The organism is Micromonospora sp. ATLC16 (assembly GCF_057196645.1).
The window spans coordinates 1-15543 of the sequence record NZ_JBXUOW010000095.1; the positions used below are offsets into that span (position 1 = coordinate 1).

General features: G+C 70.1%; 10 protein-coding genes. 5 read left to right on the forward strand and 5 right to left on the reverse strand.

The features are described 5' to 3' along the window. Positions 1-835 precede the first annotated feature (835 nt). On the forward strand, positions 836-1594 hold the full coding sequence (locus AC2CHE_RS24780) for an ArsR/SmtB family transcription factor (RefSeq protein ID WP_484507257.1): 759 nt from the start codon (positions 836-838) through the stop codon (positions 1592-1594). Between the two features lie 191 nt (positions 1595-1785). Here the strand turns inward: AC2CHE_RS24780 and AC2CHE_RS24785 are convergent, their stop codons facing one another. After that, entirely contained in the window at positions 1786-3801 is a 2016-nt protein-coding gene (locus tag AC2CHE_RS24785) for a glycosyl hydrolase family 95 catalytic domain-containing protein (RefSeq protein ID WP_484507258.1), read from the reverse strand. A gap of 336 nt (positions 3802-4137) precedes the next feature. Further along, complete coding sequence (locus AC2CHE_RS24790; protein ID WP_484507259.1) at positions 4138-5271, reverse strand: nucleotide disphospho-sugar-binding domain-containing protein; 1134 nt, start codon at positions 5269-5271, stop codon at positions 4138-4140. 374 nt (positions 5272-5645) lie between these two features. Here AC2CHE_RS24790 and AC2CHE_RS24795 point away from each other — a divergent pair, with 374 nt between their 5' ends. From AC2CHE_RS24795 to AC2CHE_RS24810, 4 genes are read left to right on the forward strand one after another with little or no spacing between them, the layout of a single operon-like run. Beyond that, positions 5646-6869 (forward strand): cytochrome P450, encoded by a 1224-nt coding sequence (locus tag AC2CHE_RS24795; protein WP_484507260.1) that lies wholly within the window; start codon positions 5646-5648, stop codon positions 6867-6869. A gap of 5 nt (positions 6870-6874) precedes the next feature. After that, positions 6875-7309: a cobalamin-dependent protein gene (locus AC2CHE_RS24800; RefSeq protein ID WP_484507261.1), complete on the forward strand. Its 435-nt coding sequence runs from the start codon at positions 6875-6877 to the stop codon at positions 7307-7309. After that, on the forward strand, positions 7302-8681 hold the full coding sequence (locus AC2CHE_RS24805) for a methylaspartate mutase (RefSeq protein ID WP_484507262.1): 1380 nt from the start codon (positions 7302-7304) through the stop codon (positions 8679-8681). Before AC2CHE_RS24800 ends, AC2CHE_RS24805 begins: the two co-directional genes overlap by 8 nt. A gap of 51 nt (positions 8682-8732) precedes the next feature. Then, positions 8733-11483: a ferritin-like domain-containing protein gene (locus AC2CHE_RS24810; RefSeq protein WP_484507263.1), complete on the forward strand. Its 2751-nt coding sequence runs from the start codon at positions 8733-8735 to the stop codon at positions 11481-11483. Positions 11484-11579: 96 nt separating this feature from the next. On the opposite strand, the gene AC2CHE_RS24815 is transcribed toward AC2CHE_RS24810, so the two are convergent. From AC2CHE_RS24815 to AC2CHE_RS24825, 3 genes are all read right to left on the reverse strand, one after another. Further along, positions 11580-12386 carry an alpha/beta fold hydrolase gene (locus AC2CHE_RS24815; RefSeq protein WP_484507264.1) on the reverse strand — a complete coding sequence of 269 codons (807 nt, stop codon included), beginning with the start codon at positions 12384-12386 and terminating at the stop codon, positions 11580-11582. Between the two features lie 34 nt (positions 12387-12420). Next, entirely contained in the window at positions 12421-14847 is a 2427-nt protein-coding gene (locus AC2CHE_RS24820) for a penicillin acylase family protein (protein ID WP_484507265.1), read from the reverse strand. Between the two features lie 154 nt (positions 14848-15001). Beyond that, complete coding sequence (locus tag AC2CHE_RS24825) at positions 15002-15232, reverse strand: MbtH family protein (protein ID WP_484507266.1); 231 nt, start codon at positions 15230-15232, stop codon at positions 15002-15004. Positions 15233-15543: the final 311 nt, after the last annotated feature.

Consider the following 15543-nt stretch of genomic DNA (forward strand, 5'->3'; position numbering starts at 1 on the left):
CGCAGCCCACGCGGGTTGCGGGGATCGGGCACCGCCGCCAACGCGTGCAGCAGACCGGCTTGCTCACCCTCGGTCACGAGACGGGGTGGGGTGTCGGTGGGGGTGGTGACGGCGGACAGTACCGGGATCGGGCATGCTGACATCGCGGGTGAGGTCCTCAAGGTGTCGCGGAAGCGTGAGAACTCCCATGATCACCTAGGCGACCTCACCCGCCCCGACCGCCTCCACAGAGGCTAATCACCCCGTGAAATCCCAGCTCAAGCCGCAATCGGTCAAACACGCAACGGCCCTGACCCCGGTGGAACTCGGGCGAGAGCCACCGACCGGGCACCAATGGGTCGGGGAGCCTTCACACTATCCATCTTTTTCGTGACAAAGTGGCCAAATCGGTGCCAGGTCGCCCCCCACTCTCATACACCCGTGCCGCACCGCGACTCTGCCGGGGGCGAATTCCACTCGCTTTCACGAGAATTTAAAGTCGCAGCCGAGGCGCAGTTTAACCCGGATGCTTGGCACCCCCGTGCCGCACGCGGGGCGGGTCATAGGTCCGCGCAGGCTAGCCAACGAAAGACTGACTGGGTATGGTTCCTGATGCCGACGCATATCGAACTCGGGGGATGTCATGCGGCTTGTTTTTTCGACCGAAGGGCTGGCACGCGTCCGTTTACTATCCAGTTATAGCCCAATTTCCGAAACATTATTCGCGGCACGCCTATTCACTAGGAGCGCCGGCGCCGTACTGTTCGACGGGTGGCGCCGTGGAGTACGAGTTAGGGTAGGGCACCGGGCACACGCGGTTGAGTCGGTCGTACATTCTATACGACTTACAGCCGAGATGTTCCGAACGCCTGTTTCTTCTTTTGACGCCGAGGTGGCCGCCAACTACCGGCCGAACAAGCCGGCGGAAAATGTCATCGGCACCTTCCGCCGGTTCCACGAGAGTGGAGTCGCGCCATACCGGCAAGCGCTCTCCAGCTTCCTGGAGAGCGACCGGGCGGCCAAGGGGAACATCATGCTCGGCCACGGCGTCGACGGCTTCCTGCGCAGCCTGCACCCGCTCCTGTCCTGGGAGCCGCCGGTCCTGGAGATCACCAACGGGTCGGACCGGGTGATGCGCATCGACGAGCGCGGCCTGCTCTTCGCGCCGTCGCTGTTTCACTTCGACCGCCCGGACGTGTTCGCCCCGCGTAACGACGACGGCTGCCCGCCGGTCCTGGTCTACACGCCACCGATAAGTGTGGAAGCGGCGAACCGGCTCTGGAACCGCGACGAGCACAAGGAGCGGGCGCTCGCGGCGCTCGTCGGGCGTACCCGCAGCAAGCTACTGGGTGCGCTCGCCGGCAGCTCCACCACTACCGAACTGGGCCGCCGGCTCGGCGTCTCCGCCGCGTCGGTCAGCCAGCACACCGGGGTACTGCGCGACGCCGGCCTGATCACCACCCACCGACGGCAGAACACCGTCCGGCACAGCCTCACCCCGCTGGGTGTCGCCCTCATCAACAGTCTGGAGACGGTGGGTCGCCCCAGCACCATCACGGCAGCGGTACCGGCACCCACCACGCCGGGCCAGAACGACCTGCTACGGGCCTGCTGAACCGCACCGCCGGTGCCCCGTCCCGCCGGTTACCGCTCGGGTTCGCTCGACGGGCCGGCAGTACCCGGTCGGCGCGGATGCCGTACTGGCACCCGCGCGGACCGGACGACCGGTGACAACACGGTGCCGGGCACCGGGACGGCGCCGGCCCCGCGAGGGAGCCAGCGCCGTCGAATGACCGGGTGGGCTGATCAGAGCATGGCGGCCAGCGAGTCGTCCGGGCCGGCCTCGGTGTACCCCCACTGCCGGCCGGCACCCAGCGCCGGCACGTCCCGCAGGCCCGGCTGCCGGATCGGACCGCTCCCGCGCACCTCGACCGTCGCACCCGCCGCCGGTTGGAGCCGGAGCATCCCCGGCCCGGCAAGCTCGGCCGGCAGGAGCCGGCCCGCCTCGTCCCGCACCTCGACCGGGCCGGCAATCCCGTGCTGCAACAGCAACGGGCGGCCGCCCTCGCTGCGTACCCGGATCCAGTCGGTGCGGCCGTCACTACGCGACGCGTCAAGTACGAACGCACCCGGCGCCCGGAGCCCACCGACCGAGACGTCGCGCCAGCCGGCTGGCAGGCCCGGGAAGACCTCTACCACGTTGTCGTCGTCCCCGGAGACGAGCATCCGCATCATCACCTGGGCCGCCTCGAACGAGGCCCCCGGCTGCGACAGTCGGCCGTCTTGGTACAACGTGGTGGAAAGCAGCCGCGATCCGGCGTGCTCGCGGCTGTCGAGGACCTGCCCGAGATGCCGGAGCGCCAGCTCGGGCGCCCGCACCCCGATCGCCATCGTCGCGGCGGCCAGGTACGACCGACCGTTCCACGCCTGCGGCATCGCGGACCAGTGATCCAGGCTGCGCCGCATCAGATCCCGGTCGCCGGGGCGGCGCCACGTCTTCTCCCCGAGCGGGTGCATCCAGAGCAGGTGCGCTGGCCGAGCCTGCGAGACGGTCAACCGGACACCCGCACCGAGGAGGACGCCGGTCTCGTCGGTGTGGTACGGCACCAGCCGGTCGATCAGCGAGCGCCACCGGTCGAGTTCGACGTGCGCCGGGTCGCCGGGCCGGGCAGACTCCAGCAGCCGGTTGGCCGCCCAACGCAGCAGCGACAGGTCGTAGGTGCTGTCCTGTACGTCCCCGAAGCCCGGCGAGTAGGTGGAGGGCAGATGCAGCCGGCCGTCCGCACCCTCCATCAGGAAGTCCGCGTAGTAGCCGACGGCGCTGCGCAGCATCGGTTGGAGCACCGTGCGGAGGATCCGTTCGTCGCCGCCGTACCGGTAGCTGTCCCAGACGTCCGGGAGGTTCCAGGCGACCACCGGGTTCTCCGCGTCCCCGGACTTCAACCCGGCCCCCGGAGTGGCGAAGACCAGGTGGTCGAAGCTCCGCGGCCAGTCGCCGGTCTCCGCCGCGGCCGCTGCCGGATGCAGTTCGAGGTGGTTCGTCGAGGCGAGCGTGCTGGGGGTGTCCAGGCCACCGGCCGGGTCGCTGCGAGCGGTGCTGGCCGCCGCGTAGACCTGCAACCAGTGGAACCGCTGCAACGTCTTGTCCGGCACCGAGACGAAGCTGCCGGAGTAGTGGTCGTGCCACCACCGGCGATGGGTGGCGAGGACCTCGGCCGGATCCCTGGCTAGCAGATCGCGCGCGCCGCGGCGGGCCTCGCCGATCGCCACCCAGCGACGGCTCCCCGTCCACCTGTCGTGCCAGCCCAGGTCGCCCGAGGTGCCCGTCAGCCGGTCCGCCGCCCGCTCCCCGCCGCCGGCGGTGAGCCCGGCCAGCAGCAGGCCGGCGCCGTGCGGTACCGCCACGCTGAACGTCAGACTGCCTCGGGTGGTACTGACCGTGCCGGTCAGTTCCGCGTTCCACGGATCGAGCTGCCAACGCGCCCCGGTGACCGTACCGGACAGCGGCAGGGTGAACCGGGCGGCGGGAGTGTGCCAGGCCGTCCCCGCCGGGCCGACCGCGAAGGTCAGCCCGCTGCCCTGCTCGGCGACGTACACCTGGGCGGTCAGCAGCCCGTCGCCGAGGAACGGGGCGTTCCACCAACCGGTGGGCGGGCGGGTCCAGAGCATCGCGGCGTCCCGTACCACCGTCTCGTGCGGGTTCGTCGCCGTGCCGCTCGACGCCCACGCCGGTCCACTGTCGAGCAGCCGGGCGCCACCCGCGGCGGCGAACCCGACGGCGGCCAGACCGCGCAGGAACTGGCGTCTCTCAATACCTGACATGAATGGTCTCCCTCACGGCCTCCGGCGCTTACCGGATCAGCGAATCTGATGGAACTTCTGCGGGGCGTCCGCAGCTGCGGCGACCCGGTCGGCAGGAGGCACCGGCACCGCCAGCCGCCGCGGCACAGCCGCCACGTCCGGTCCGGCGCCGGGTGGTGGTAGCCGCCCGGGACGTGGCAGCTGACGCCGACCGGGCGGGAGGCAGCGGCACGGCGGACACCGTCCGGCCGGCGGTGGGCGGCGCTGCCCGCTCGTCGTACGTCCGGCGGGAGACGCCTGGTTGCCGTGCGACGGATGGGCTCCGGGATGGTGCCGGCCTGGAGAGCACGTCGCGGTTCAGGTGCCGGCCGTGGCGCGCGGCAGTTGAGCGGCGACGAACTCCTGGAGCGCGTCTGCGGCGCGGGCGGCGGATGGGCCGGCGAGGGCCATCATCGGCGCGGCCAGCCGGGCCAGCCTCGCCTTGATCTCATCGTCACCGGCGAGCCAGCGGGCGGCGTCGAGGATCCCGTCGAGCGGTACGGTCCGGCCGAGCACGAAGCCGACTCCGAGTTTCTCCAGGTGTTCCGCGGTGCCCTTCTGATCCAGCGAGAACGGTGCGGTAAGCATCGGCACGCCGCACCGCACCGCGTCGAGGACGGAGTTCATCCCGGCATGGGTCAGGAAGACGTCGCTGTGCCGCAGCACGGCGTGCTGCGGGACGTACTGCCGGGCGTACACGTTGGCCGGCAGGTCGCCGAGTTCGGCGGGGTCGGTGCGGGCGGTGGCCATCACCACTGTCCACTCGGTGTCCCGGAACGCCTCGGCCACCGTCCGGTAGAAGTCGGTGCCCCGCTGGTAGACGGTACCGGAGGAGACGTAGATCACCGGGCCGGCGGCGAGCCGGTCCCAGGGCAGCGCGACATCGGTGTGCTCGTCGGGGCGGAGCAGTGGGCCGATGAAGCGGTAACGGTCGTCGAAGCCCGCGCGGTCCGGCTGCAAGTCGTCGGTCGTGTTCACCAGGGCCAGCGCGGCGCGGTCCCGCATCGCCGGATGGACGATCCGGATCAGTCCGGTACCGACCAGCAACGCCACCACCAACGGGCCGGCGGCCTTGCGGATGCCCTCGATCCCCATCCGCCGGTTAACCGCGAACGTGCCGGTGAAGGAGACCAGCGGAGTCCGGGTACGCCGAGCGGCGGCACCGCCCCACTCCGCGTAGAGGTCGGTCACCACCACGTCGGGTCGCCACTGCGGCCAGCGCGAGACGAGTTCGTCGACGAGCCGGGCGCGCCGTCGCCGGATGCCGGCGTTGACCCGCCGTCGACGCGCACGCCCGCGCCGATCGAGGTTCTCCGGCACCGAGCCGAGGATCGGCGTCTCGACCTCGTGCACCCGGGCGCCCTCGGCCACGAAGGGTGCGGCGAATGCCGGATCCACCGCCACGTCGACGGCCGATCCCCGGGCCAGCAACTCCGTGACGACCGGGATCATCGGATTCACGTGCCCGTGCATCGGAAAGGGAACGAAAAGATAGCGCGTCACAACAGCTCCCGGGACCGTCCGTGACCGCAGCGCATCAGAATGCACCGTTGGGCGCACGCGCCGCTGTCCAGTTCAAAAAGGCCCAATCATCCGGCAACCCGACGCCAGTATTTATTTCCCATGGCGCATATCACCGGCACGGCCCCGTCACGCTAGCATCGCCGATCTGCCCTGTCACCCTCCTTAAGCGACACATGAATGAGGAGGGTCGATGACCGGAGAATGCCAGACGAACTGCCCATCCCCGGTGGACACCGCCCGGACCGGGCGGTATACATGCGCTGTCGCTCCGCTTGCGGGCATAACGGGGGAAGGATCGAGCGGTGACGGTGACCGGAACCAACAGCCTGTTGGACCTGTTCGAGGCCGAATGGATCGCACGTCCCTACGAATTGTATTCCAGGCTGCGTGAGCAGCATCCGGCGTATTGGGACGACCTAATGCGGACATGGGTCGTACTGACCCATGCCGAGGTGGCCCGGCTGTCAAAGGACGACCGGCTGTCCGGGGCCCGGATCGACGAATTCCATGCCCAACTCCCGGCGGAATCGCAACGGGCGATGGCACCACTCGCGGCAATTCTCAAGAAGATGATGCTCTTCACCGAGCCGCCCGAGCACACCCGGCTCCGCAAGCTGATCCGGCCGAACCTCTCGCCACGATTCATCCGGAACATCCGCTCGGTGATCGAGCGACTCACCGACGACCTGCTGGACCGGGTGGTGCCGACCGGTCGGCTCGACGTGATCCACGATTTCTCCGAACCGCTGACCCGGGGTGTCATCGCGATGCTGGCCGGGGTGCCGTCGCACGCCACACACCTGCTGGAGGGGTGGCGCGGCCTGCTGCCGGAGTTCTTCTCCCAGTCCGCTGCCGAGATGCCCCGGCTGACCGCACTGCGGGCGGCCTTCGACGAGAACGCCGAGGACCGCCGGGCCGGCATCAGCGACGACCTGTTCACCCAGATGGTCGCCGGGCAGTTGCGCGACGGCGCGTACAGCGACGACGAGGTCTTCGCGAACTTCCTGCTGCTCATCGACGCCGGGCAGGCGACCACCACCAACCTGATCGGCAACGCCGCCCTCGCTCTGCTGGACCACCCGGAGCAGGCGGACCTGCTGCGCCGGCAGCCGGACCTGGCGGCGAACGCCGCGCAGGAGTTTCTCCGATACGACAGCTCGGTGCAGTTCACCACCCGGATCGCACTGCGCGACCTGGAGGTGTCCGGCAACCTGGTCCGCGCCGGCGAGTCCGTGGCTCTGGTGCTCGGCGCCGGCAACCGCGACCCGCTGCGGTACCCCGACCCGGATCGGTTGGATCTGACCCGCAAGGCCTCCGACCACCTCTCCTTCGGCCACGGCATTCACTACTGCCTCGGTGCCGCGCTCGCGCAGACCGAAATCGAGATAGCCATGCGCCGGCTGGTGCAGCGGACGACCAACTGGCGCATCGACGGCGAAATCGGCTGGCTGGACAGCATCAACTTCCGCTTCCTCCGCGGCCTGCCCATCCGCTTCGACCCCCGAGATCCGGAGGTAGCACCGTGACGTCCGTGCCGACCGTCCATGCGCGTACCGTCATCCTCGGCGTGGCGGCCAGCGACGCCCACGCGGTCGCCAACCAGCTCATCTGCCGGCTGCTGCGCACACACGACTTCCACGTGGTCAACCTCGGGGTCTGCACCCCGCTCACCGAGTTCGCGGACGCCCTGGACGCCGAACCGGCTGCCGAGGCGATCCTGATCGGCAGCGTCAACGGTCACGCCTACGCCGACCTGCGAGACCTGCCGGAGCTGCGCCGCCAGGGTCGGCTGGCCCGGCCGGTCGTGCTCGGCGGCAACCTTTCGGTCGGCGCGCACAAACGGGCGACCGACCTCGACCGGCTCACCGCGCTCGGCGTCGACCACATCCTGACCGGGCTGCCTGAGCTGCTACCGCTGCTGGACACGCTGCACGCGGCCCGGCAACCGGAACCTCAGCATGGCTGAGCTTTCCGCGCTGGAGGTCAGCGCGGAGGTCGCCGCCGGGCTGCCGGGCTGGGACGACATCGTGGCGTACCTGCGGAACCGGCCCGGCGACGCGGTGGTCGACGTGCTCCGCGCCGCCGACCGCCGCGGCGTACCGGCGATCCAGCCGCGCTGCGGGGTGGGCGGGCACCCGGAGATGCTGGCCCTGCTGCGGGAGCTCGAACTCTCCGCACCCTCGGTGCTGTCGGTCACGATCGACTCGTACACCCGGTTGCGGCAGTTCGGGGTCGCCGCCCGGGTACTGGCCGAGGAGCCCAGCCGGTTGAACGGGTACCCGCTGGTCGCGCACGGCTGGCAGCGCGGCCGAGAGCTGACCGGTGCGGTTTCGGTGCCGCTGGAGGTCCGGCACGGCTCGCCGGACGCGCGGGACCTCTTCGCCACCGCGCTGGCTGCCGGGATCACCTCCTTCGAGGGCGGCGGCATCGGTTACAACCTGCCGTACTGCAAGGACGTGCCGCTGGACGTCTCGCTGCGGTGCTGGCAGCAGGTCGACGCCGCCTGCGGGGCCCTGGCCGACGAGGGCGTCGTGGTGGACCGAGAGCTGTTCGGCACCCTGACCGCAGTGCTGGTGCCGCCGTCGATCAGCCTCGCGATCACCCTTCTGGAGGCCGTCGCCGCCACCCTGGAGGGAGTCCGCTGCCTGTCGATCGCCTACCCGCAGGGCGGGGAGATCCACCAGGACATCGCCGCGCTGCGGGCGGTACGGACGCTCGCCGCCCGCTACCTCGATCCAGGAGTCGAGGTGTATCCGGTGCTGCACCAGTTCATGGGCGCCTTTCCGGCCGACCCGGCCTGGGCCTCCGGGCTGATCCTCTACGGCGGCCTGACCGCCCGGCTCGGCGGTGCCACCAAGGTGGTCAACAAGACCGAGCAGGAGGCGCGCGGGCTACCCGACGCCGACGCCAACGGTCGCGGGATCCGCCTCGCGGCGGTCGGCGCGTCAAGCATGTTCGATTTCGTCGCGGTGGATCCCGGCCGGGTGTCCGAGGAGCTGGGCTGGATCGAGGACGAGGTCGCCGAACTGGTCGAGCCGGTGCTGTCCGAGAGCGACCTGCTGTCCGGGATCCGCACCGCGTTCCGCACCGGCCGGCTCGACGTGCCGTTCAGCGCGAGCGTGCACGCCCGGAACCTGGTCATTCCGGGCCGGGACTCGACCGGCGCGATCCGGTACGCGGACCACAGCGCGCTGCCGTTCTCCGGTGCCACCCGACGGCGGCACGCCGCGCTGCTGGCCGAGCCGGCCTCGGCACCGCGACCCGACCTCGGCGAGATCGCCGCGGTGATCCGGGACATCTCGTACTTCGCCGACCGTCAACCGGCCCGCACGCCGTGACGGACGCCCTGCCGAGCCGACATCCGAGTCCGAAATACCGAAGGAGGTGCCGTGAGCTATCTGGGGTACCCGCGCCTGAACTTCGCCGGACAGTTCCAGGCAGACATATCCACCATCAACAATGTTCTGCGCTACTACAACAACAACGCCTTCGAGCCGCGCTTCCAGCGGCTCGCCTACTTCACCGAGAACGGGGTCATCGACGAGAACGGCCTGTTCAACCCCAAGGGCACCGGGACGTTCCGGCTCGCCGGGTTGACCGTGCGCAGCGGACTGCGACCCGACGGGACGCTGCTGGACAGCACCGACGACGACCCGGTGGTGGGTGGCACGATCCGCGACGACAACCTGCGGGTGAACGCCAAGATGGTGGACATCGACCAGCGCGACCAGACCGTGCCCGGCATCTACGGCATGCGGATGCGTGTGGTGGACGCCGCCGGCAGCGAGTTGCTCCGGGCCGATCTGGAGCCGTCCTGGATCGAGGACCTCTGGCGGCGCGGGCCGGGGTTGCCGCAGCCGGCCGGCACCAACGCAGCCGCCGGGTTCACCTCGGTGCTGAAGAACCTCCAGTGGGCCGACGACCTGCGCTCTCCGCTGCTGCGCGACCTGCGGGACGGCACCCAGGAGGACATGCTGTCGATCCGGTTCGTGATGGACGGCTACAGCGTCGAGCTGATCGAGAATGGCGGTTCACACACCTACGGCCGGCTGGTCGGCAGCATCGGGACGTACCGCTCCGGGGAACCGCGCCGGTTCGTCGCCGGCCGCCGGCTCCGGCGGGTCGCCGGCAACCCGATGTGGGACGCACCGGTACGCACCGACGAGCAGACCCGGACGGTCCACCTGGACCTGTCGAACAGTTGGCCGACCAGCAGCAAGGGCGGTCCGCTGGCCGACCTCGGTGTGGTCAGCCTGGCTGTGCTCGATCCCGACGGCACCCCCCGACGGCTCGGCCCGCTGCCCGGCATCGACTCGACGTTCCTGGAGGGCCGGGCCGGGATCACCGCGGTGCAACTGACCCCCGAGCAGTTCGCCGGCATCGCCGACCGGCAGCTCGCCCTGGTCGACGCGGCCGAGCCGCCGCAGCTACTGCTCGCGGAGAGTCCTGACGGGATCTGGTTGCATCCCGACGAGATCGTGCACCGCCTCTACCCGGCGAAGCCGTACGACACGGCGACGACCACCGTGCACGTGACGAAGTTCGGCCGGCCGGCGGCCGGGGTGGAGGTACGGCTGAACGCGGCGAGCCCGACCAACACCGTGGAGTTCCCGGCCACCCTCACCACCGACGCGCGGGGCCGCGCCGACCTGCGGCTGACGGCGAAGGCACCGGAGACCGAGACCTACATCGACGGGGTGACCAGCGCGGTGTTGCTGAACAGTCCGGACCGGCCCAACCAGCCGGACGGCCGGGTCGCCGTCCTTGTGTTCAACCGGCACGACGCACCGGAGCGCCCCACCTGGAACCGGGACGTCTGGCCGATCTTCCAGCTGTACGCCAACCTCTACCCGGTCATGCGGGATCTGTTCGACCTTGGCAACTACCGGCACGTGGTGGAGCAGAAGACGTACGTGAAGCGCACCCTGCTGGCTCCGGTCGACTCACCGACGCACATGCCCGTCACTCGGGACCTCTCACCTGGAAAGCGAGACATGATCGTGAAATGGCTGGACACCAAACCGGTCCCACCCGTCATGGAGATCACCTCCCGGGACGAGTTGAAGGCGGTGCTGCAACAGGCACTGCTCGTTGAACAGGCGACGATCCCGCCATACAGTGCCGCGCTCTTCTCCATCAAGCCCGGCTTCAACAACGCGATCCGGGAACTCATCCGCGGGGTGCTGCTTGAGGAGATGCAGCACATGGCGCAGGTCTGCAACATCCTCAACGCCATCGGCGGTACGCCGCAGATCGGCCGGCCCGGCCTGGTCCCGACGTACCCTGGCCGGCTGCCCGGGCCGGTGCTGCCCGACGTGATCGTCCGGCTGCGGCGACTCTCGCTTGAGCACGTGAAGGACGTGTTCATGGCGATCGAGCAACCCGAGCACCCGATGGTGAACGGCAAGCCGTTCCGCGGCGCGGTGATCGCCAAGGACAGCGTCCGGACCGACAAGGCCGGCCGCGTGCAGCAGGCCGACGCCACCGCGATGCGGGAGATGGAGGAGTTCTTCGCCAAGGCCGAGTACCAGCCGATGACGATCGGCTGGTACTACAACCAGATCGCCCGGGCCATCATCCGGTTCGACGACGGCAACCTGTTCACCGGCGACCGGGCCCGGCAGGTCGGCTGGCCGGACGCCCCGGGGACGCTCTACCAGGTCACCGACCGGCGCTCCGCGCTGCTGGGCATCCTCCAGATCATCGAGCAGGGCGAGGGCAGCCCGCACGACGCCGACGGGGACAACCTGGGCGATCCCGAGGAACTCGGCCACTACTACCGGTTCGCCGAGATCGTGCGGGGCCGGCAGCTCATCCGCAACGCCAGGGGCAAGTGGGTGTACGAGGGACCGGAGATTCCCTTCGATCCCGAGGGCGTGTACCCGGTGGTGGACGACGCGGACTCGTACCGGCTGGCGGACGGCTCCGTCGGGCGGCGGGAGTCGCTGCGCTGCGACGAGTCGTACACGAACATGATGGCCAGCCTGAACCGGGTCTTCAACGGTCACCCGGAGGAGATGGACGACGCGGTGGCGCTCATGGGCCAGCTCCAGATCCAGGCCAAGCGGCTCTACGACATTCCGTCCGCCGAAGGCGCCTCCACGGTGCTGGGGCCGGCGTTCCAGTCCCCGCAGACCTGACCCGGCCCGATGCCGCCCGCCCCGACAGTGCCTCCGCTCGGGCGGGCGGCATCGCGTTTCGCGGTCGCCGGCGACTCGTGCGCCGGTCGCTCGCCGTCAGCTGCCGGCGGTGGAGAAGAAGGTGATCAGGCTGCGGTTGACCGCCTCGGGTTGTTCCAGATAGCCGTAGTGACCGGCCTCGGCGATTACCGTGTAGGTGGCCCCGGGGATGGCATCCGCCAGCTCACGCCCCTGTGACGGCGGGGTGATCAGGTCGTCGGCGAACGAGAGCACGTGGCAGGGCACGGTGATACCGGCGTACGCGGCCCGCCGGTCCGGCATCGCCTCGAGAGCCAACTGTGCCCGGATGCCGGCCGAGTGCTGCGGGGAGAGTTCGAACAGGTCCAACCAATCCCGTACGGCTTTGTCGTCGTCGAGGGTACGTGGACTGAGCGTCTGCAACGCCCGTACCGCCGCGCGATATCCGGCGGGCAGCACGATGCCGGAGTCGTAGAGTTCCGCCTCGGCCCGGGACAGCGCACTCCGGGCCACGTCCCGGCGAGCCCGGCTCGCCATCAGCACCGCCTGGCGCAGCAACTCGGGCCGGGCGAGGGCGAGTTCCTGTGCCACGTACCCGCCCATCGAGGTGCCGACCACCCGGCACGGGCCGAGGTCGAGGTGTTCGATCAGATTCGCGGTGTCCGCGACCAGGTCATCGATGGTGAACGGGTCGTCCGTGGCACTCGCGCCGTACCCCCGGTTGTCGAAGGTCACCACCCGGTATCCGGCAGCGACCAGGGCTGGCACCTGGTGCATGTGCCATGCCTGGCCACCGGCCGCCGACCCCATGATCATGACTACTGGGTCGCCGACGCCCCGGTCCTCGTACGAGACCCGGACGTCGCCGACGGTCAGTACCGACATCGCTCTCCCCTCGCCGTGGCGGTTCGCCCGGCACTCACTCGGACAGGGTCTTCAGGCGCAGCACGGGCGACGCCGCGATCTCCCGCTCGGAGAACCGCCCCGGCACCCACCGGCTCGCCGAGAAGAGCGCCGTCTGGTCGGCAAAGTGCGCGCTGGTGGGATCGGCGGACTGCGCGTACGTCAGCAGGGTCGCCGCCCGGGGGCCGCCGACCGCCGGGAAGTCGACGGCCTGGATGAAGCTCGACCCGTGCGTCACCTCGACGTTGCCGGCACCGGCCCGCCAGACCGGGGTAATCACGTTGAGTACGCCGAGCGCGTGCGGCGCACCGTGCACCGGCAGGCGCTCGCCGTTGCGGGTGACCGACTGGTGGTCGCCGAGCGGGGCGTCGACCGGGATGCCAGCGTCGGCCAGTTCCGCGACGGTGTCCGCGAAGGCGCGCCGCACTTCGGCCTTGCCGGTGGCCAGGCCGCGTGGAGTGTGCACCGGGTCGGCGGCGTCGAACGGCACCGCCCACGGACCGCCGGGCACCGGCGTGCCGCCGAGCCGCTGGACGAACCGCGCGAACAGCAGCGCTCCCCGGCTCTCCAGCCGATAGCTGCGGTCCCAGCCGGCCAGCACCGGGCAGGCGGCCGAGACGTCCACCGGCCCCGCACTGCCGGGTGCCGCACCGTCCGGAAAGGATCTGCACATGGCGACGGTGTCGTCGGCGGTCAGCTCGGCCACCCGGCTCTGGTCGGCGAAGAGCACTTGGCCGAGAGCCCTGGCGGTGAAACCCCGCCCGGGCAGTCCGTCGGTGCCGTCGAGCCGCCGCTGTACCGTGACGATGCTCTGCTGGGTACGCGCCGAACGGGGCGTGCCGATCGGGCCGAGTATGGCCGGGAAACCGGTCAACGGGGCTGCCGGGTTGGTCAGCCAGGCACTGTCGTTGGCGTTCGTCACGTAGTCGGACCGGGTCAGCCGGGGCAACCGGGCCGGGCCGAACAGCCCCTCCTGTACCGCGTCGGCGTCGCTGCCCCAGTCGCAGGCCGACCGCCCACCGTCGAGCACTGGTACGCCGTTCACCGGGAAGACCTGCCGGCCGAGAGCGGTGGCGCACGCGGCGAAGTGCTCGTCGGTGACGTGCGGCACCACCTGGATGTCCGCGAAGTAGGCGTGCCCGGCCCGGTCCGTGGCCACCGTGTTGAGCCACGGGATGCCCTGGGTACGGGCGAGAGCACGATCCACCTCCCGGGTGCTGCGCGCCGTACCCAGCGCGAACCAGGTGTTCAGCGCCCGCAGGTTGCCGGCGTTGGCGTCCCGGAAGGTGTGCACGGTGGCGCCCCACGGCAACGGTCGCCCGGGTACGCCGCTGAGCACCGGACCGTAGCGGGTGGACCAGAGGGTCCGGGTGACCGGGGCGAGGCTGCCGTCCGGCTGGCGCACCTCGACGGTCACCCGGCGCGAGGTCATCGGCTCGGCCACGCCGTCGACCAGGTAACGGGTCGGGTCGGCGGGATCAACCGGAAGTTCGAAGAGGCCGAACGGGGCGGGGACGGCGACCGTGTGTGTCCACGCGACGTCGCGGTTGTGCCCGATCATCACGGCCGGGAAGCCGAGCAGGCCGGCGCCGGAGACGTTGAACCGGCCCGGAATGGTGAGCTGGCTCTGCCAGAACCGGCGGATGCCCTGCCATGGATAGTGCGGGTTGCCCAGCAACGCGCCGCGGACACCTCTGCTGGTGCCGGCCGAGCCGATCGCGATCGCGTTGCTGCCGAGTTCGGCCCGGGCCGGCCCGGACCAGATGCTGCCCGGGGCGATCGCCGTGGCCGGCACCGGGTCGGCCGTACCGCCCGCCGCCGGTGGTTCGGCGGTGACCAGGCCGTCGATCACGCCGCCGCTGCCGGCGCTGATGGTGAAGCCGTAGACGTAGCGGTAGACGTCCAACTCGGTGATCGGGCGTACCCAGCCCGCGCCCCGACAAGCCGGGTCCGGGATGTCGGCGACACCGGTGTCCCGCAGGTAGCGGTTGTAACCGGCGGCGTAGCCCCGGACCATCTCCGCGACCTCGCGGCTCGGGCCGAGCGGCGCCGGCTGCCGGACCAGCCGTTCCACCACCTGGCGGTCCTTGATGTCCTGGAAGTAGAGGTCACTGTGCAGCGTCGTCGACGCCCGACCGAATCCGGAGTCGACCGGTTGACTGGCGTCGTGAAACCGCGACCGACCCGCGTCCACGGTCAGATAACCGTCGGCCAGCGCACAGATGTTGTCGTTCGCCGCGGCGAATCCGTAGCCGTATCCCAGGCCCTGAAAGTCCTTGGCGAGAATGTGCGGCACGCCGTATTCGGTGTAGCGGATCACGGCGCGGAATCTGTCGACGCCAGCCGCCGTGACCGGCGTGGGCGCGGAGGCGACGACGACGGAGAACAGTGCCACGGCCACGGCGGCCGGGCGGCGTATGCCGGAGCGGATCGGACGGGGCACGGGGTCTCCTTAGCTCGAACCTGCTTCCGCGTCCCCTGTGTTCGATCGGGGCCCGGCCGCGGCCGATTCGGATGCGATGAGGTTCACTCGACGGCCGGGGACATCCGCGCCCCAGCGCGGGCCGGCGGCACCGCGCGGGGCACGGCAGGTGTGTTCAGGACGCCGTGGCGGTGTCCGCCTCCATCGCCGCGACCAGGCTCTTCGGGCGCATGTCGGTCCAGTTCTCGTTGACGTAGTCCAACGCCGACTGCCGGTCCGTCTCGGGCAGTACCACGGTCCAGCCGGCCGGGACCTCAACGAACGACGGCCACAGCGAGTGCTGGCCCTCGTCGTTCACCAGGACGAGGTACTTCCCGTCCGGATCCTCGAACGGATTAGTGCTCATGGCACCCATCTCCTTCACTCGTGTCTTTTCCGTATCGTGGCACGGTACGCCCGACCGCCGCGACGGATGACGGATCGCTGAACATCGTACCGCGCATTGCGTCGATATCGTCGTTCGTAATTCCTCCCTTAATCAGTATGGTCCATCCTTGCCGACGGAACTTCCAAGCCATTCCTCGGAACCGTCGCTGCCCTCGGACTTCAGGGCCCCGGAGTAGTCCGCGAATGTCCTTTTTGGCCTGACGTCGTCCTGAGGGCCGTGCCCGGATGAGGAGCGAGCACGACACCTGTGGATCATGAAGTTGTCTACGC